Annotated in this window: 18 protein-coding genes; 12 read left to right on the plus strand and 6 right to left on the minus strand. The window is 71.0% G+C overall.

The annotated features are described in order from the left end of the window. Positions 1 to 74 precede the first annotated feature (74 nt). The 9 genes from glmS (at position 75) to ACFUTX_RS01840 (ending at position 8219) form a co-directional block, all read left to right on the plus strand. Complete coding sequence (gene glmS, locus ACFUTX_RS01800) at positions 75 to 1925, plus strand: glutamine--fructose-6-phosphate transaminase (isomerizing) (protein ID WP_378860484.1); 1851 nt, start codon at positions 75 to 77, stop codon at positions 1923 to 1925. Between the two features lie 13 nt (positions 1926 to 1938). Further along, positions 1939 to 2325 carry a holo-ACP synthase gene (locus ACFUTX_RS01805; protein WP_378860485.1) on the plus strand — a complete coding sequence of 129 codons (387 nt, stop codon included), beginning with the start codon at positions 1939 to 1941 and terminating at the stop codon, positions 2323 to 2325. Then, a complete protein-coding gene (gene alr, locus ACFUTX_RS01810; RefSeq protein ID WP_378860486.1) occupies positions 2322 to 3446 on the plus strand; it encodes an alanine racemase in 1125 nt (374 codons plus the stop codon). Before ACFUTX_RS01805 ends, alr begins: the two co-directional genes overlap by 4 nt. Positions 3447 to 3550: 104 nt before the next feature. Beyond that, on the plus strand, positions 3551 to 4000 hold the full coding sequence (gene tsaE / locus ACFUTX_RS01815; RefSeq protein WP_378861036.1) for a tRNA (adenosine(37)-N6)-threonylcarbamoyltransferase complex ATPase subunit type 1 TsaE: 450 nt from the start codon (positions 3551 to 3553) through the stop codon (positions 3998 to 4000). 158 nt (positions 4001 to 4158) lie between these two features. Further along, entirely contained in the window at positions 4159 to 5436 is a 1278-nt protein-coding gene (locus ACFUTX_RS01820) for a DUF222 domain-containing protein (protein ID WP_378860487.1), read from the plus strand. A gap of 68 nt (positions 5437 to 5504) precedes the next feature. After that, positions 5505 to 6158, plus strand: coding sequence for a tRNA (adenosine(37)-N6)-threonylcarbamoyltransferase complex dimerization subunit type 1 TsaB (gene tsaB / locus ACFUTX_RS01825; protein WP_378860488.1), 654 nt, complete (start codon positions 5505 to 5507; stop codon positions 6156 to 6158). After that, positions 6155 to 6652, plus strand: coding sequence for a ribosomal protein S18-alanine N-acetyltransferase (gene rimI / locus ACFUTX_RS01830; protein ID WP_378860489.1), 498 nt, complete (start codon positions 6155 to 6157; stop codon positions 6650 to 6652). Before tsaB ends, rimI begins: the two co-directional genes overlap by 4 nt. Next, positions 6649 to 7719, plus strand: coding sequence for a tRNA (adenosine(37)-N6)-threonylcarbamoyltransferase complex transferase subunit TsaD (gene tsaD, locus ACFUTX_RS01835; protein WP_378860490.1), 1071 nt, complete (start codon positions 6649 to 6651; stop codon positions 7717 to 7719). The genes rimI and tsaD overlap by 4 nt, the downstream gene beginning before the upstream one ends. Positions 7720 to 7730: 11 nt before the next feature. Continuing rightward, complete coding sequence (locus ACFUTX_RS01840) at positions 7731 to 8219, plus strand: hypothetical protein (RefSeq protein WP_378860491.1); 489 nt, start codon at positions 7731 to 7733, stop codon at positions 8217 to 8219. Here the strand turns inward: ACFUTX_RS01840 and ACFUTX_RS01845 are convergent. Beyond that, positions 8194 to 9402 carry an SAM-dependent methyltransferase gene (locus ACFUTX_RS01845; RefSeq protein ID WP_378860492.1) on the minus strand — a complete coding sequence of 403 codons (1209 nt, stop codon included), beginning with the start codon at positions 9400 to 9402 and terminating at the stop codon, positions 8194 to 8196. The two genes, ACFUTX_RS01840 and ACFUTX_RS01845, sit on opposite strands and share 26 nt — an antisense overlap. 477 nt (positions 9403 to 9879) lie before the next feature. Here ACFUTX_RS01845 and groES point away from each other — a divergent pair, with 477 nt between their 5' ends. Together groES and rarD are read left to right on the plus strand one after the other, a co-directional pair. Next, entirely contained in the window at positions 9880 to 10176 is a 297-nt protein-coding gene (groES, locus tag ACFUTX_RS01850; protein ID WP_017203655.1) for a co-chaperone GroES, read from the plus strand. A 202-nt stretch (positions 10177 to 10378) separates the two neighbouring features. Continuing rightward, positions 10379 to 11317 (plus strand): EamA family transporter RarD, encoded by a 939-nt coding sequence (rarD, locus tag ACFUTX_RS01855; RefSeq protein WP_378861037.1) that lies wholly within the window; start codon positions 10379 to 10381, stop codon positions 11315 to 11317. 3 nt (positions 11318 to 11320) lie between these two features. Here rarD and ACFUTX_RS01860 read toward each other — a convergent pair whose 3' ends face one another. Genes ACFUTX_RS01860 through ACFUTX_RS01880 form a run of 5 tightly spaced genes read right to left on the minus strand, consistent with a single transcriptional unit; the run spans position 11321 to position 16978 of the window. Further along, positions 11321 to 11935: a DUF305 domain-containing protein gene (locus tag ACFUTX_RS01860; protein ID WP_378860493.1), complete on the minus strand. Its 615-nt coding sequence runs from the start codon at positions 11933 to 11935 to the stop codon at positions 11321 to 11323. Positions 11936 to 11984: 49 nt separating this feature from the next. After that, complete coding sequence (locus ACFUTX_RS01865) at positions 11985 to 14105, minus strand: heavy metal translocating P-type ATPase (protein ID WP_378860494.1); 2121 nt, start codon at positions 14103 to 14105, stop codon at positions 11985 to 11987. 25 nt (positions 14106 to 14130) lie between these two features. Next, positions 14131 to 14451: a metal-sensitive transcriptional regulator gene (locus tag ACFUTX_RS01870; RefSeq protein ID WP_378860495.1), complete on the minus strand. Its 321-nt coding sequence runs from the start codon at positions 14449 to 14451 to the stop codon at positions 14131 to 14133. Continuing rightward, complete coding sequence (locus ACFUTX_RS01875; RefSeq protein ID WP_378860496.1) at positions 14448 to 16766, minus strand: heavy metal translocating P-type ATPase; 2319 nt, start codon at positions 16764 to 16766, stop codon at positions 14448 to 14450. Before ACFUTX_RS01875 ends, ACFUTX_RS01870 begins: the two co-directional genes overlap by 4 nt. Continuing rightward, complete coding sequence (locus ACFUTX_RS01880) at positions 16763 to 16978, minus strand: heavy-metal-associated domain-containing protein (RefSeq protein WP_378860497.1); 216 nt, start codon at positions 16976 to 16978, stop codon at positions 16763 to 16765. Before ACFUTX_RS01880 ends, ACFUTX_RS01875 begins: the two co-directional genes overlap by 4 nt. A gap of 229 nt (positions 16979 to 17207) precedes the next feature. Between ACFUTX_RS01880 and ACFUTX_RS01885 the strand changes: the two genes are divergently transcribed. Then, positions 17208 to 18494 carry an ABC transporter substrate-binding protein gene (locus ACFUTX_RS01885; protein WP_378860498.1) on the plus strand — a complete coding sequence of 429 codons (1287 nt, stop codon included), beginning with the start codon at positions 17208 to 17210 and terminating at the stop codon, positions 18492 to 18494. Positions 18495 to 18536 lie beyond the last annotated feature (42 nt).

The raw sequence follows: 18536 nt of genomic DNA on the forward strand, positions 1-18536 counted from the left end.
CGCCAAGCCCTTCTGACCGGGACTTTTTCTTTCGTTCAGGCTCCTCGCATAACCGCCCGCCTACCATTGGGGGCATGTGTGGAATCGTCGGATACGTGGGCCCGCGGCAGAGCCAGGCCATCCTCCTCGCCGGGCTCGCCCGGCTCGAGTACCGCGGCTATGACTCCGCAGGCATCGCCGTGATCGACGCGGACGGCGACCTCGGGATGCGCAAGCGGGCGGGCAAGCTGGGCATCCTTCGCGACGACCTCGTCGCCGCGCCCCTCGCCGACGGCACCACCGGCATCGGTCACACGCGCTGGGCCACCCACGGCGGTCCCACCGACGAGAACGCCCACCCGCACCTCGCCGACGACGACAAGCTCGCCGTGATCCACAACGGCATCATCGAGAACTTCTTCGAGCTGAAGGAAGAGCTCGTCTCGCAGGGCTACACCTTCCGCTCCCAGACCGACACCGAGGTCGCCGCGGTCCTCCTCGGCCGGGAGTACCGGGCCGAAGGCGACCTCGTCGTCGCGTTCCGCAAGGTCGTCTCGCGCCTCGAGGGCGCGTTCACGCTCCTCGCGATGCACGAGGACCAGCCCGGACTGGTCGTCGGGGCGCGACGCAACTCGCCGCTGGTGATCGGGCTCGGCGAGGGGGAGAACTTCCTCGGGTCCGACGTGGCCGCCTTCGTGGAGCACACGCGCAACGCGCTCGCGATCGGGCAGGACCAGATCGTGGCGATCACGCCCGAGGGCGTCGAGGTCACCGACTTCGACGGCAACGCGGTCGAGGTCGAGCCCTTCGAGGTGACGTGGGATGCCTCGGCCGCCGAGAAGGGCGGCTGGTCCTCCTTCATGATGAAAGAGGTCTCCGAGGAGCCCGAGGCGGTCGCGAACACCCTGCGCGGACGGATCCGCGGCGGCGAGGTCGTGATCCCCGAGCTCGACGGCATGGACGAGCTGTTCGCGGACGTGTCGCGCATCATCGTGATCGCGTGCGGCACGGCGGCGTATGCCGGGCAGGTGGGCAAGTACGCCATCGAACAGTGGACGCGGGTGCCCGTCGACGTCGAGCTCGCCCACGAGTTCCGCTATCGCGACCCGGTCATCGGTCCCGACACGCTCGTGGTCTCGATCAGCCAGTCGGGCGAGACGATGGACACCCTGATGGCGGTGAAGTACGCGCGCGAGCGCGGCGCCCGCACCCTCTCGATCTGCAACACCCAGGGCGCCACGATCCCGCGCGAATCGGATGCGATCGTCTACACCCACGCCGGACCGGAGGTGGCCGTCGCCTCGACGAAGGCGTTCGTGGCGCAGGTGACCGCGCTGTACCTGATGGCGCTGCACATCGGCCGCGTCCGCGGATCGGTGTCGGCCGAGGCCGCCGCGTCGCACGTGCGCGAGCTCGAAGCCGTGCCGGCCAAGATCTCGCAGATCCTCGAGCGCGAGCAGCCGCGCATCGAGCAGTTCGCGCACTGGATGGCCGACACGCGCTCGGTGCTCTTCCTCGGACGACACGTCGGGTACCCTATCGCCCTGGAGGGCGCGCTGAAGCTCAAGGAGCTGGCCTACATCCACGCCGAGGGCTTCGCCGCCGGCGAGCTCAAGCACGGGCCCATCGCGCTGATCGAGCCCGGCCAGCCGGTGTTCGTGATCGTGCCGTCGCCGCGCGGTTCGGCCGACATGCACAAGAAGGTCGTCTCGAGCATCGAGGAGATCCGTGCTCGCGGCGCGCGGGTCATCGCGATCGCCGAAGAGGGCGACGCGGCGGTGCTGCCCATCGCCGACGAGGTGCTGCGCATCCCGCTGGCCGGACCCTTCTTCGAGCCGCTCCTCGCCGTCGTGCCGCTGCACATCTTCGCGATGGGCCTCGCAACCGCGAAGGGACTGGACGTGGACCAGCCGCGCAACCTGGCGAAGTCCGTCACGGTCGAGTAGTCGGGAGACCAGCGTGATCGTCGGGATCGGGGTCGACCTCGTCGACATCGCGCGCTTCGAGCGCACCCTGGAGCGCACCCCGCGGCTGATCGAGCGGCTCTTCTCGCCCGCCGAACGGCTGCTCAAGCCGCGGTCGCTCGCCGCGCGGTACGCCGCGAAGGAAGCGCTCATCAAGGCGCTCGGCGGTTCGGACGGCGTGCACTGGACCGAGATCGAGATCACGCCCGAGGCATCCGGTCGCCCGTGGTTCACCCTGAGCGGCACGACGGCGACCGCCGTCGCCGACCGCGGCATCACGACGCTCCACCTGTCGATGTCGCACGACGCGGGCTTCGCGACGGCCTACGTCGTGGCCGAGGCCGACGCCGGGTCGCGCGAGCCGAAGGGCGCGCGCCGATGAGCCGCGTCGCGCCCGGGGTGCTGCGCGAGGCGACGGTCGACGTCGGCGCGATCGAAGACAATGTGCGTCACCTGCGCCGGCTCACCGAGTCGGAGGTGATCGCGGTGGTCAAGGCCGACGGCTACGGGCACGGCGCCGTGCGCTCCGCCGTCGCCGCGCTCGCCGGCGGTGCGACGCGCCTGGGTGTCGCCGACGTCGCCGAGGCCGTCGCGCTGCGGCGGGCGGGGATCGACGCGCCCATCGTGGCCTGGCTGCACGCACCGGGCGCCTCCTTCGCAGAAGCCGCGTCGCTGGGGATCGAGTTGGGGATCTCGAGCTTCGACCAGCTGCAGCAGGCGGCGGCCGCGGCATCCGGCGACCGCCCTGTGGGCGTTCATCTGAAGCTCGAGACGGGGCTGTCGCGCAACGGGATCGCTCCGGCCGACCAGCGCCTCGTGTTCGCCGAGGCCGCCCGCCTGGAGCGGATCGGCAAAGTGCGGGTGGTGGCGCTGTTCAGCCACCTCTCGAACGCCTCCGACGACGATGATCGCGCCGCGCTCGCCGTCTTCGAGGAAGGCGTCGCGCATGCGGCGTCGCTCGGGCTGGCGCCGCCGCTGCGGCATCTCGCCGCCACGCACGCGGCCATCGCACTCCCCGAGGCGCGTCTGGGCTGCGTGCGCATCGGGATCGGACTCTACGGGCTCTCGCCCTTCGCCGATCGGTCATCGGCCGAGCTGGGGCTGCGTCCCGCCATGACCCTGCGGGCCCCGGTGGCCGCGGTGCGCCGAGTGCCTGCCGGGCAGGGCGTGTCGTACGGATACGACTACCGCGCGCCTCGCGAGACGACGCTCGCCCTCGTGCCCCTCGGCTACGCCGACGGAATCCCGCGGCAGGCGTCCGGGGCAGGTCCGGTGGTGATCGGCGGCCGCAGGTTCCACGTCGCTGGCCGGATCGCCATGGACCAGTTCGTGGTCGACGTCGCAGATGCCGCGGTCGAGGTCGGCGACGAGGTCGTGCTGTTCGGCGACCCGACGCTGGGCGTGCCGGCCGCCGGCGAGTGGGCGGATGCCGCGGGGACCATCAACTACGAGATCGTGACGCGGATCGGACCCCGGGTGCCGCGGCGGCAGGTGTCGGCGTGACCGGGAAGCCCGCAGAGGGTTCCGGCGTTGGCCCCGATGTGAAAGAGACGCTGCAGAGCCTGGACGACCTCGTCGGCACCCGCGAGGTCACGTCGCCCGCCGACATGGAGGCGCTGGGCGCCGAGATCGGACGGATGCTGCGCCCCGGCGACCTCGTGGTGCTCACCGGTCCGCTCGGCGCGGGCAAGACCACTCTCACCCGCGGGATCGCCGCGGGGCTGCAGGTGCGCGGACCCGTGCAGAGCCCCACGTTCGTCATCGCCCGGACGCATCCGTCGCTCGTCGGCGGTACGCCTCTCGTCCACGTCGATGCCTACCGCCTCGGATCCGCGGCCGAGCTCGACGACCTCGACATCGACCTGGACTCGTCGGCGGTGATCGTCGAGTGGGGTCGGGGCATGGTGGACGGGCTCCGAGACAGCTGGTGGGAGATCGAGATCGAGCGCGAGTGGCACGGTCGGGGCGTCGACACGGCGTGCGGCACGTACTCGCGCGCCACCGAGGAGCTCGACGCGGACTCGCCTCGAGCGGTCACGGTCTCGCGGCGGCCGTGAGCGGCTAGCGGTTCAGTGTGGACCGCAGCAGGTCGGTGAGACCTATCGTCAGGTTGGTTCGTGGCCGGGATCGCCGGATGCCTAGTCGAGAACAAAAATGCGCCATGGGTTATCGCCCTGCATCCTCCAGTGTCGAAGCTATGTACTAACATGGTTGCATGCTGACCATTGGAGATGATCCGGTTCCGATACCGGACGCCTTGGACCTCGTGGTCGAGGCGTCCCATGTGCTGGCGATCATCGCTGCGCAGCGTCTCGAACGGGTGCACGCGATGCGGCGTGAGGCGCTGGCCGACATGCCTGACCGCGGGCTGCAAGAGGTGGTGGAACGTGGCATTCGCCTCGAGCTCGCCGCCGCGCTCCGCATCACCGAGCAGGCCTCGGGCGACATGCTTGCGCTGGCCGAGGCGCTCGTCGAGCGGTATCCGTCGGTGCTCGAGTCCCTGAGCCGCGCGCGGGTGACCGAGAAGCACGCGCAGATCCTGGTGCGAGTGCTCGACGAGGTCGATCCGCACCTTCGTGACAGGGTGGTCGACGACGCGTTGCCGCTTGCCGAGGCCCAGCCGGTGGGCACGTTCGCGCGACGGCTGCGCCGGATCGTCGACGACGCGCGAGCCTCGACCCTCACCGAGAGGTTCGAACGGGCCCTCACCTCGCGCCGCGTGGTCGTCGAGCATGTCGACGACGGAATGGCGTGGCTGCACGCGCTCGTTCCCGCGGTCGAGGCTCACGCGATCCACGCGCGCGTCACCGCGATCGCGAAGACCATCGCGGCCAGCCCCCACGAGAACCGCACCCTCGACCAGGTGCGCGCCGACGTTCTCAGCGACCTGCTCATCGACGGCACGACCACCGTGCACCCGGCTGCGGCACGAGGCATTCGCGCCACCGTGGCGGTGACGGTCCCCGTTCTCGCGCTCCTCGCGACCGACGACATCGACCGAGAGGACCAAGGTCTCGCGCCGGCGACCGTCGAAGGCATCGGGCCGATCCCGCTCACCAGGGCACGCGAGCTGTGCGGCGAAGCGGACGGATGGATGCGGGTGCTCACGCATCCGGAAACCGGCATCGTCCTTTCGGTCGGACGCGACCGGTACCGGCCGCCACCGGCGCTGCGCCACCTCGTCCGGTGGCGCGCCGAGCGCTGCATGGCCCCGGGGTGTGCGATCCCCGCCAGCCGGTGCGAGATCGACCACACCGTCGCGTGGGCCGAAGGGGGCGACACCTCTCTCGACAACCTCGCGCCCCTGTGCACGGGCCACCACACGGTGAAGCATCATGGCGGGTGGACGGTCGCTCAGATCCCCGACAGCGGTGGAGCACTCTCATGGACCTCGCCGGCCGGTCGGAGGTATGTCGTGGCGCCCGAACGACCCACGCCCGTCCTCCGCGCCGCTCCGACGCGCCCCCACGACACCGCGGCGGCCCCGTTCTGATGGCGGTGTCGCGCTCGCACGGTCTGCGTGCCGCCGGGATGACACGGGGTGGCGTCTACCCTGGAAGGGTGATCCTCGGCATCGACACCTCGCTCGGATCGACGGTCGCCGTCGTCGAGCCCGACGGCGTCGTGCGCTCGCAGGCCGAGAGCCGTGACCCGCGCGGACACGCCGAGGTCATCGGCAGCCTGATCGAGCAGGCGCTGGCCGAGGCATCCGTCACCGCCGCCGACATCTCGCACGTCGCCTCCGGCATGGGCCCCGGGCCCTTCACCGGGCTGCGGGTCGGGATCGCCGCCGCACGCGCGTTCGCCCTCGGGCGCGGCCTCCCCGTCGTCCCGGTCCCCAGCCACGACGCCGTCGCCCTCGAGCTGCTCCTCCACGCCGCGCTCACCGGTGATGACACGGCCGACGTGCCGTTCGCCGTCGTCACCGACGCGCGCCGACGCGAGCTGGCCTATACGGTGTACGGCGGCATCGACGACGACGGGCTGCCGGTGCGCACGAGCGAGCCTGCGCTCGCCCCCCGCGACGACCTCGACGACCTCCTCTCGTCCGTCGGCGCTGCCCGCCGCGACGCCGAGCGCATCCCCGCCGCCCTGCTCGCCATCTGCGCCGCACGCGCGGTGGCCGCCGGCCGCACGATCGGACCGGCGGACGCCCTCTACCTGAGATCGCCGGACGTCACCTTGTCGAGCGGGCCGAAGCGGGTGGGCGCATGACCCTGCGCGAAGCCGGTCCCGCCGACCTCGAACCGATCATGGCGCTGGAGCGCGCCTCGTTCCCCACCGACGCCTGGTCGGCGGCCATGATGCGCGAAGAGCTGTCGTCACCGCACGGGTGGTACATCGTCGACGAGGTCGCCGGCCGCGTCACCGGGTACGCGGGCCTGCGCGCCGTGCGAGGCGCCAAGGACGCCGACGTGCAGACGATCGCGATCGCCGAGGCATCCCGTGGTCGCGGCCGTGGACGCGCACTGCTGCGAGCGCTTCTCGACGAGGCCGCCCGCCGAGAGGTGCAGGACGTGTTCCTCGAAGTGCGCGCCGACAACCCCGTCGCTCATGCGCTGTACGTCTCCGAGGGTTTCCGCGAGATCGGGCGCCGCCCCCGGTACTACCAGCCCGACGACGTCGACGCGATCGTGATGAAGCTCGACGTGCGCGGTTGGTCGACGGCGCAGACGGCCTCGCCCGAAGACGCGGGGGTGTGCACGTGAACCGCGAGGAACCGCTCGTCCTCGGCATCGAAACGAGCTGCGACGAGACGGGGATCGGCATCGTCCGAGGGCGCACGCTGCTCTCGAACACCATCGCGAGCTCGATGGACGAGCACGCGCGGTACGGCGGCGTGGTCCCCGAGGTGGCGGCGCGCGCCCACCTCGAAGCGCTCGAACCCGCCATCCACGCCGCGCTGGCCGAATCCGGCGTGCGCCTCGGCGACCTCGACGCCGTCGCCGTGACATCCGGCCCCGGGCTCGCCGGTGCTCTCATGGTGGGTGTGGGAGCCGCGAAGGCCCTCGCCGTCTCCCTCGAGCGTCCGCTGTACGCCGTCAACCACCTCGTCGGACACATCGCCGCCGACATCCTCGACCCCGACGCGCCGCCCCTCGAATACCCGACCGTCGCCCTCCTCGTGAGCGGCGGGCATACGTCGCTCCTCCTGGTGCGCGACCTCACGACCGACGTCGAGCTGCTCGGCGAGACGATGGACGACGCCGCGGGCGAAGCGTTCGACAAGGTCGCGCGGCTGCTCGGGCTGCCGTACCCGGGCGGCCCCGAGATCGACCGTGCCGCGGCGGCCGGCGATCCCGACGCGATCCGCTTCCCGCGGGGCCTCTCCCGCGCGAGCGACATGGCCGAACACCGCTACGACTTCTCCTTCTCGGGACTCAAGACCGCCGTCGCCCGCTGGACAGAGCAGCGGCAGGCCGCGGGCGAGCCGATCCCCGTCGCCGACGTCGCCGCCAGCTTCCGAGAGGCCGTCGTCGACGTGCTGGTGACGAAGGCGCTCGCCGCGTGCCGCGACCACGGCGTGCCGCGCCTGCTGCTTGGCGGCGGCGTCATCGCGAACCGCCGTCTGCGCGACGTGGCGCTGGAGCGCGCGGCCGCCCAAGGGGTGACGGTGCGCATCCCGCCGCTGTCGCTGTGCACCGACAACGGGGCCATGATCGCGGCGCTCGCCTCCGAACTCGTCATGTCGGGCCGTGCTCCCTCGTCGCTGCGCTTCGGAGCGGACTCGACCCTCCCGGTCACCGAGATCCAGGTCGCCGGGGAGGACGCATGACAGAAGAGCGGATGCCGCGACCCCCCATGCCCGCGGCTCGACCCCCGGCCGCGACCCCGGCGGTCGAGCCGCCGTCGCCCGACGTCGATCTCGCCGACGAGGCATCCCCGCTCCCCGGCGTGCACCGCGGCGGATTCCTGCGGTTGCCGACCGCGCCGGTGAGCGTGACGACGACCCAGACGGCACCGGCCGAGCCGGGCACCGAGGACGACCCGCCGTCGGTGACGGCGCAATGGCTCATGCCCGAGCCCGCCGGTCCACAGCGCGGGCTCGCCGCGTGGGCTCTCGTGTTCTCGATCGCCGGACTCGTGGTGTCGCTGTTCGTCGGCTGGGGATTCCCGATCGGTCTCGTCGGGATCGTGTCGGCGATCCTGGCGCTGCGACGGCCGCTAGAGAGTCGCGCCGTCGCGATCTGGGCCCTCGTCCTCGGCGCCGTGTCGCTGCTCTACAGCGCCGGGTGGCTGTGGTTCGCGTTCAGTCGCCTCGCGGCGGCCGGCTGACGCGGTCGGCCAGCACCGCGATCCGGCGCGTGCCGATGCGGGTCAGCAGGAGCGTCGCCTCGGCTTCTCCCTTCAGCACCAGCTTGCGCCGGAACTGTGCGGGATCGACATCCACGCCGCGCTTCTTGATCTCGACGCGTCCGATCCCGTGCGCCCGCAACGCGGCGTTGATCGTGGGCACCTTCGCGGGCATCGACTCCCGCACCCGGAACGACGACACGAACGGGCTCGTGAGCGCGGCATCCGACGTCAGATAGGCGATGTGCTCATCGAGCATCCCGGCATCCAGGGAGCGGGCCACCTCGCCGATGAGCCGGGCCCGGATCACCGCGCCGTCCGGTTCGTGGACGAAAGCGCCCAGGCCGCGGACCGGCTCATCGGGGCTGTCCGACGCCGCGGTGAGCTCGTGCCCTTCGCCGTCGCGCAGCACCAGCGCGGCCCGGCGCACGCCGTCGCGGGCCAGGGCGCCCGACCAGACGACGAGTTCGATGGTCGAGCCGTCGGCGCTGACCCACTGCGCCTCGACGTCGTCGGGGATGAGGTGCCGGTCGAGTCCCGGGCCGAGCTTGATCCCTGCCGGCAGACGCCGCGCGAGATCGAACGCCCAGTTCAGCGGCGGAGACCAGTCCTCCGGTCGGGTGCGAGCCGTCTCGGAATGGCCCGCCGTGCGCCGCGCAGGATCGAGCCACACCGCTTCGACGCCCGACAGATCGGTCTGCTGAGCGGTCGCGTGCTGCACGGTCACCGCGTCTCCGAACGGGGCGAGGTTGTACGCGGCGATCGCCGCCGTCACCTCGTCGGCGTCGACGGCGGTCACGTGCAGCCCGAGCGCCGCCAGCCCGAGGGCGTCGCCGCCGATCCCCGAACCCAGGTCGGCCACACGGGTGATGCCGGCGTCCCGGAACCGTGCCGCGTGACGGGCGGCGACCGAGAGCCGCGTCGCCTGCTCGAGCCCGGCCCGGGTGAACAGCATCCGAGAGGCGAACGGTCCGAACTTCGGCGCCGCCCGCACGCGCAGTCGTGACTGCGTCACCACGGCGGAGACGAGATCGGGGGAGTGACCCGCCTTGCGCAACCGCGACACGATCCGTGCCACATCGTCGGCCGACTCCACCGGGGGAAGTTCGTCGAGCAGCCGCAGCCCCTCCGGGGTGAGCAGCGCGGTCAGCTCGGCCATCTCCACGCAGCCACCCTACGTGTCATCCCGCGATCCGGTCGCTCATCATTGATGGGGTGGCTCTGGGCCGGCACCGCCGGCCCAGAGCGTCTCCCCAGCGCACCCGGTCCCCACGGGTGCCCCTTCAACTCCTGTGGGCCCGCGCCGACGCCCCATCGTCGACGACGAGGCAGCCGGCGTGCACGACGACGCAATCTTCGTCTCCACGCTTGCTCATCCCCCAGGAGGGCCGTGAGTTCAGAAACACGGCCGACCGGTCGCTCCAACCCCAGCGGAAGCGACCATGCAGTAGACCACATCACGACCGCCGCACCGCGCCCAGGGGGTTGACAGCGGGGGTCCGGCGGGAGCAACATGCGCCGCCATGTCACACGTTGGCACTCACGTTGCGGGAGTGCCAGCCAGATGCCTACACTGGTGATAAGCACTCTCCGTACCAGAGTGCTAACGAGTCTTCAGTCTCAAGGAAAGCAGAGGTAGACCGTGTCGGTTTCCATCAAGCCGCTCGAGGACCGCATCGTCATCAAGCAGGTCGAGGCCGAGCAGACCACCGCGAGTGGCCTCGTCATCCCCGACACCGCCAAAGAGAAGCCGCAGGAGGGCGAAGTCGTCGCCGTCGGCCCCGGCCGCATCGACGACAACGGCAACCGCGTGCCTCTCGACGTCGCCGTCGGCGACCGCGTGCTCTACAGCAAGTACGGCGGCACCGAGGTGAAGTTCGGCGCGGACGAGTTCCTCGTCCTGTCGGCTCGCGATGTCCTGGCGGTCGTCGTCCGCTGATTTCCGCGCACCGCGCGCACACCGAGAGGGTCGGATGCTTCGGCATCCGGCCCTCTCGTCGTCGTCGGCCCTCTCGTGCCCCGGCGCCTCGTCGCCGCCCTAGGCTGGAGCGGTGAGTCGCGACGTGTCATCGAACAGGGCCGAGAGCGAAGACCCCACCGGCCTGGGCTCCGCAGCGACCACCACCGCCGGCATCGCCGTCGTGCAGCCGGACCGCACCGGGGGCGCCGAGGGCCGCGACCTCGCACGCGAACGCACACTGGGCGGCGTGTACGCCTTCCTCGCGTACCTGCTGTGGGGCTTCCTGCCGCTCTACTTCCTGCTGCTCCAACCCATCGGGCCCTACGAGCTCGTGGCCTGGCGGATCCTCCTGTCGCTGGTGTTCTGTGCGCTCCTGATCGCCGTGACACGCTCCTGGGGGCGCCTGGCGGCGATCTTCCGCCAGCCCCGCCTGCTGGCGCTCACCGCGCTCGCGGGAGGCCTGATCTACATCAACTGGCAGGTCTTCATCGTGGGCGCCCTCACCGGCCACGTGATCGAGACCAGCCTCGGCTACTTCATCAACCCCATCGCGACGGTGCTGCTCGCCGTGATCGTCCTCCGGGAGCGGCTGCGGGTGACGCAATGGGTGGCGGTCGGGATCGCCGCCCTCGCCGTGGTCGTCATCGTGGTCGGGTACGGGTCGTTCCCGTGGATCGCCCTGACGCTCGCGGCATCCTTCAGCGTCTACGGACTGGTGAAGAAGCGGGTCGGACCGTCCGTCGACGCGGTGAGCGGCCTCACCCTCGAGTCCATGTGGCTCGTGCCGGTCGCCGCCGTGCTCCTCATCCTCGTCGGCTCGACCAGCGGCATCGTGTACGGCTCCGGCGAGGTCGGAAAGACGGTCCTGCTCAGTCTCGTGGGCGTCGTCACGGCGGTTCCGCTGCTCTTCTTCGCCGCGGGCGCCCGTCGCACGTCGCTGACGGTCATCGGTCTGCTGCAGTTCGTCGCGCCGATCCTGCAGTTCATCATCGGGGCCTGGCTGCTGCAGGAGCCGATGCCGCTCGAACGCTGGATCGGCTTCGGCCTGGTGTGGCTGGCGCTGGTGATCCTGACCGTCGACTCCCTCGTGCACGCCCGCCGATCCCGCACCGCGGGGTGAAGGTCACCCGGCGAGGTCGTCGAGAAGCCCGTTCATGGTGCCGACCTCGGCGGTCTGCGTCTCGATGATGTCGTCCGCGAGCTGGATCGCACCCGGATTCCGACCGTCCTCGACCTCGGCCTGTGCCATCTCGATTGCGCCCTCGTGGTGGACGATCATCTGCTCGAGGAACAGTCGGGATGCCTCGACCCCGGTCGCCGCTTCGAGCCGCGCCATGTCGGCCTCGCTCATCATGCCGTCGCCGTGATCCATCCCGTCCATGCCGTCCATCCCCGGCATGTCGGCGCCCCAGTCCTCCAGCCATCCCGCCATCCGGTCGATCTCCGGCTGCTGTGCGGCCTTGATGTCTTCGGCGAGGCGAACGACGTCCGGGTCGATGTCGTCCTTCGCGAGGAGCATGTCGGCCATCTCGACGGCCTGTTCGTGATGCGGGATCATCATCTGCGCGAACATGATGTCGGCGCTGTTCACGTCAGCCGCCTGCTCCGAGCCGGCGTCGTCGCCGTGGTGCATCCCGGGCATCGTGTCGGGGTCGGCATCCGCCCCCGGGGCGCAGCCGGAGAGCATGAGTGCGGCGGCCAGTGCGAGCGCGGCGGCGGTGGGGATGCGGTTCTTCACGGGATCCTCCTCGGTGCGGAAGTGCGGGGGCTCTCGGCGATGTCCCGCGTCAGCGGCCGACGACGGCCTCGGGACGCAGGTCGAGCCGCCGCAGCAGCTGCGCGTTCAGCGCGACGACCACGGTCGACAGCGACATCAGGATGGCTCCGACGGACATCGGCAGCACGAAGCCGACCGGCGCCAGAACGCCGGCGGCGAGCGGCACCGAGATGAGGTTGTACCCGGCGGCCCACCACAGGTTCTGCTTCATCTTGCGATAGCTGGCCCGAGAGAGCTCGATCACGCCGACCACCGACCGCGGATCGTCGCTCGCGAGGATGACGCCCGCTGAAGCGATCGCGACGTCCGTGCCCGCCCCGATGGCGATGCCGACGTCGGCCTGCGCGAGAGCCGGGGCGTCGTTGACACCGTCGCCCACCATCGCGACCTTGCGTCCCTCGCTCTGCAGCTGCTTCACCTTCGACGCCTTGTCTTCGGGCCTCACCCCGGCGAAGAACCGGTCGATCCCCAAGGCGCCGGCGACCGACGCCGCCACAGCCTCCGCATCACCGGTGATCATGACGACGTCGACACCGCGGGCGCGGAGCGCGGCCACAGCCTCGCGCGACTCCGGCCGGATCTCGTCGGCGAGCCGCAGTGCACCCGCGACGCGGCCGTCGACGAGCACGTGCAGCACGATCGCTCCCTCGCGATGCCACTGCTCGCTGACCGGCAGCGGGTGCACACCCGCCTCGTCGAGCAGGCGCGGTCCCCCGACCTGCACGACCCGGCCGGCGACCGCGGCGCGCACGCCCACCGAGGGCGAGCTCTCGAAGGTCGTCGCCCGCGACACGGTCAGGTGGGAGGCATCCTCCGCCTGCACGATCGCCCGCGCGAGCGGGTGCTCCGAGTCGGCCTCGGCCGCCGCCGCCATCGCGAGCACGCGCTCGCGATCCATGCCGTCGGCGGCTTGGACCGCGGTCACCGCCGGTGCGCCCTTCGTGAGCGTGCCGGTCTTGTCGAAGAGCACGGCGTCGACCGTGCGCATGCTCTCGAGCGCGAGCCGGTCCTTCACGAGCACCCCGCCCCGAGCGGCGCGCTCGGTCGCGATCGACACCACCAGCGGGATGGCGAGGCCGAGGGCGTGCGGGCACGCGATGACGAGGACCGTGATGGTGCGCACCACCGCCTCGTCGGGGAGGCCGACGAGTGTCCAGACGACCGCCGTGACCACGGCGGCGCCGAGCGCGAACCAGAACAGCCAGGCGGCTGCCCGGTCCGCCAGCCGCTGAGCTCTCGAGGAGGAGTTCTGGGCCTCTTCGACCAGCCGCTGGATGCCGGCCAGCGCGGTGTTCTCGCCGACTGCGGTGACCTCGACCCTGATGCCGGAGTCGGTCGCGACGGTTCCGGCGACGACCGTGTCGCCCTCCGAGCGGCGCACGGGCTTCGACTCGCCGGTGATCATCGACTCGTCCATGCTCGCCGAGCCCTGGGTCACGCGACCGTCGGCCGGGACCCGGCCGCCCGGGCGCACGACCACGACATCGCCGACGTCCAGCGCTGCCGGCGCCACGGTGACCGTCTCGTCGCCGACCACCTTCTCCGCCTCGTCGGGCAGAAGGGCGGCCAGCGAATCGAGCGCCGAGGTGGTCTGCGCGAGCGACCTCATCTCGATCCAGTGCCCGAGCAGCATGATGACGATGAGGAGCGCGAGCTCCCACCAGAAGTCGAGCTCGTGATGCAGCACCCCGAGGCTCGCACCCCACGACGCGACGAAGGCGACCGTGATGGCCAGCCCGATGAGCAGCATCATTCCCGGCCGGCGCGTTCGCAGCTCGCTCACCGCGCCCGTCAGAAACGGCGCCCCGCCCCACACGTACATGAGCGTCCCGAGCACCGGCGAGATCCACCCCACCCACGCGGCCTCCGGCAGCGGGTAGCCCAGGAGCATGGAGAACATGCCCGAGAAGGCGACCACGGGCACCGCGAGGATCAGGTTGATCCAGAACAGGCGACGGAAGCCGGCGACGTGGTCGGCGCCGTGATGAGCGTGCGCGCCGTGCCCGCCGTGCCCAGCGTGGGCGCCGTGCCCGGCGTGCCCTTCGGCGTGGCTGCCGTGGTGCTCGTCGTGGTCGTGGTCGTGCGCGGTGACGGTGGGCGCGTGAGCAGCGTGGTGATCGTGCTCGCTCATGATCGGCCTCCTTCGGCTGGAGAGCTCAGCGCACCAGGCGGGCGATGGCCTGGGTGGCCTCGGTGATCTTGGCGTCGGCCTCGGCCCCGCCCAGGCGGGCGGCGTCGACGACGCAGTGGCGGAGGTGGTCGTCGAGCAGACCCACCGCGACCGCCTCCAGCGCGCTGGTGAGCGCGCTGATCTGGGTGAGGATGTCGATGCAGTACTTCTCGTCCTCGACCATCTTGTGGATGCCGCGCGCCTGCCCCTCGATCCGCTTGAGGCGGTTCAGGTACTTCTCCTTGTCAGTGATGTAGCCGTGGGAGCTGTGGTCCGTGTGGTCGGCGTGGGCCAGCGTGTCGGTCATGAGAGATCTCCTCTGCGGGAATCGGGGGTCGTGACGGCTCGGCTGCGGAACGACCGCAGCCTCAGGCTGTTCCCGACCACGAAGACGCTCGACAGCGCCATGGCGGCGCCGGCGATCATCGGATTGAGCAGGCCCAGGGCGGCGAGCGGGATCGCGGCCACGTTGTACGCGAAGGCCCAGAACAGGTTGACCTTGATGGTGCCGAGCGTGGCCCTCGACAGCCGGATCGCGTCGGCCGCGCTGCGGAGGTCGCCGCGCACCAGTGTGATGTCGGATGCCTCGATCGCGGCATCCGTCCCCGTCCCCATCGCGAGACCCAGGTCTGCCTGCGCGAGCGCCGCCGCGTCGTTCACGCCGTCGCCGACCATCGCGACCACGCGACGCTCGTGCTGGAGACGGTCGACCACCGCCACCTTCTCGTGCGGCAGCACCTCGGCGATCACCTCGTCGATGCCCACCGCGGCGGCGACCGAGCGGGCGACGGCCTCGGAGTCCCCGGTAAGGAGCACCGTGCGGAGTCCGAGCCCGCGCAGCTGCGAGACGGCTTCGCGGCTCGTCTTCTTGACCCGGTCGGCGACCACCAGCACTCCGCGCACCTGGTCGTCCCAGGCCACGAGGACGGCGGTGCTGCCGTCGCGCTCGGCCCTGGCGGTCGCCTCGACGAGAGCCGGGGACAGGCGCAGGCCGCGCGCGACGAGGAGCGACTCCCGCCCGACGACCACCTCGTGCCCGTCGACCACTCCCTCGACGCCGAGTCCCACGAGGCTGTCGAACGCCTGGGGCTCCGGAAGCGGCCCGATCTCGGCCTGCGCACCCTCGGCGACCGCCCGCGCGACGGGGTGCTCCGACGCGTGCTCCAGTGCGCCCGCCAGTCGCAGCAGATCGGCCCGGTCGACGCCGTCCGCCGGAACGGCCTCGATCAGCGTCATCCGGCCCGTGGTCACCGTGCCCGTCTTGTCGAGCACGACCGTGTCGACCGTCCGGGTCGACTCCAGCACCTCGGGCCCCTTGATGAGGATGCCGAGCTGCGCGCCGCGCCCGGTGCCTACCAGCAGTGCCGTCGGCGTGGCGAGGCCCAGCGCACACGGGCAGGCGATGATCAGCACCGCCACCGCGGCGGTGAAGGCCATCGCCGGATCGGCGCCGAGCACGAGCCAGGTCGTGAGCGTGCCGGCCGAGATCAGCAGCACGATCGGCACGAAGATGCCCGAGATCCGATCGGCCAGTCGCTGCACGTCGGCTTTGCCGGACTGCGCCTGCTCGACCAGCCGTGCCATCTGCGCGAGCTGGGTGTCGTCGCCCACGCGCGTCGCCCGCACCACGAGCCGCCCGCCCGCGTTGACCGTCGCGCCGACCACCACATCGCCCGCGCCGACCTCGACCGGAACCGACTCGCCCGTGATCATCGACGCATCCACCGCCGACGAACCCGACACGACGACGCCGTCGGTGGCGATCTTCTCGCCCGGGCGCACCACGAACCGGTCGCCGACGCGCAGGTCGGCGATCGCGACGCGGGTCTCGACCTCGTCGCCGTCGGGCGAGCGACGCAGCACCGCGGCATCCTTCGCCCCGATCTCGAGCAGGGCTCGCAGCGCGGCGCCGGCGCGCCGCTTGGAGCGCACCTCGAAGTAGCGGCCGGCGAGCACGAACGTCGTCACGCCCGCGGCGACCTCGAGATAGATGTCGCCTGCGCCGTCGCCCGGCTGCACCGTCCACTCGAACGCGTGCGTCATGCCCGGCATGCCGGCGTGGCCGAAGAACAGCGCGTACAGCGACCACAGGAACGCCGCCGAGACGCCCAGCGAGATGAGGGTGTCCATCGTCGCGGCGCCGTGGCGGAGGTTGATCCACGCCGCCCGGTGGAAGGGCCATGCGCCCCAGACGACGACCGGCGCGGCCAGTGCGAGAGACGCCCACTGCCATGACGTGAACTGCAGCGCCGGCACCATCGCCAGGACGATCACCGGCACCGACAGCACGATCGAGCCGATGAGTCGCTGACGCAGGCCCGTGAGCTCACGGTCATCGAGGTCGTGGTCGTGCGCGCCGTCGTGGTCGTCGCGCTTCGGCGGCCGGGGGAGCGTGGCGGTGTAGCCCGTCTTCTCGACCTCCGCGATGAGTTCGTGCGGCGCGAGGTGCGCGGGCGCGCTCACCGTGGCCTTCTCGGTCGCGTAGTTGACGGATGCCTCGACCCCCTCCATCCGGTTGAGGCGCTTCTCGATGCGCGCGGCGCACGACGCGCACGTCATGCCGCCGATCTCGAGCTCGATGCGCGCCCCGGGTTCGGGGGAGGAGGGGGAAGCGGAGCTCATCCGACCCGGACCGCCTCGTACCCGGCCTCGTCGACCGCGGCCAGAACGTCGGCGTCGGAGAGCGGCTGCGACGAGGCGATGACGAGCGAGCCGGAGGTCGCGTCCACCTGGATCGTCTCGACCCCGGCGATCTTCTCGACCTCGCTGCGGACGGATGCCTCGCAGTGGCTGCAGCTCATGCCGGTCACCTGGAATTCGGTCGTCTGGGTCATCTGTCGTCTGCCTTTCGAGGGAGTCGTCATACCCCGTGGGGGTACCTGTGACCAACCCTATACCCGGCTGGGGTATTCCGGGGCCACCGTCACCCGATTTGCCGCGCGAAGAAGGCGTTACACATCGTTAACGAATGGCAACATTGCGGAGCGCTCCCGATGTTTAGGGTTAGGGACACTGGGTCGGCTCCCGAGGCCGTGCCCGTCGTTCATCACAGCAAGGAGCAACATGAGCGTCTTCACCCGCTCGCGCAAGTCCGCCCTCCTGGGCGCTGCTGCGCTCGCCGGCGCCAGCGCCCTCGTCCTCGCCGGCTGCGCCGGTGGCGGTACGGGTGGCGAGAGCAGCGCCCCTCCCACGGAGGAGCGCGACCTCACCCTCAAGATCGGCACCATCCTGCCGCAGACCGGAAGCCTCTCCTTCCTCGGACCGCCCGAAGAAGCGGGCGTCGGCCTCGCCGCACAGCACGTCAACGACGCCTCCGGTGACACGGGCCTCACGATCGACGACATCGTCTGGGGCGACTCGGGCGACACCGACAACAAGGCCTACGCCACGACGATCCAGACCCTCATCTCCGAGGGCGTGACCGCCGCGATCGGCGCCGCCTCCTCGGGCGTGACGAAGCTGTTCCTCGACGACGCGGTGGCAGCGGGCATGATCGTCTTCTCGCCGGCCAACACGTCGCTCGACTTCACGACGTGGGACGACGACGGTCTCTACTGGCGCACCGCTCCGTCCGACACCCTCCAGGGTGAGGTCCTCGGCAACCTCGTCGCCGAAGACGGACGCGAGAACGTCGCGGTCCTCTACCTGAACGACTCCTACGGCACCGGCCTCAACGAGGTCTTCCAGGAGACGTTCACCAGCGCCGGCGGCACCGTCGTCGAGGAGCAGTCGTACAACACGGGTGACACCTCGTTCGACGCGCAGATCAGCGCCCTGCTCGCCTCCAACCCCGACGCGATCGTCCTGATCACGTTCGACGAGATCTACACCATCGGACCGGCGCTGCTCGCTGCGGGCTACCCGGCCGAGGACCTGTACCTCGTCGACGGCAACCTGAAGAACTTCGGTTCGGACGACAAGTGGCCGGCCGACGCCAGCATGGCCGGCGCCAAGGGCACCACGCCCGCCGGTCCGCTCGAGGCCGACACCGGCTTCCAGGACGAGCTGAACGAGTGGTGGACCGGCGAGGGCAACACCGAGCTGACCGACTTCTCGTACGCCAACGAGTCGTACGACGCGGTCATCCTCCTCGCGCTCGCCTCGCTCGCCGCCAACTCGACCGACGCGGCCGATGTCGCCGGCAAGCTGCAGGAAGTCTCCGGCGGCACCGGTGACGGCGAGAAGTGCGACACGTACGAGGCCTGCGCCGAGATCATCCTCGGTGGCGGCGTGGCCGACTACGACGGCAAGTCGGGCCCCGTCACGTTCGACGAGAACGGCGACCCGACCGAGGCCACCATCGGTGTCTTCGAGTACGGCGACGACAACCTCAACACGCGCATCGGCTGATCCGATCCGCAATGAAGGGCCCCGGAGCGATCCGGGGCCCTT

This window comes from Microbacterium sp. NPDC057407, assembly GCF_042803895.1.
Lineage (GTDB): Bacteria > Actinomycetota > Actinomycetes > Actinomycetales > Microbacteriaceae > Microbacterium.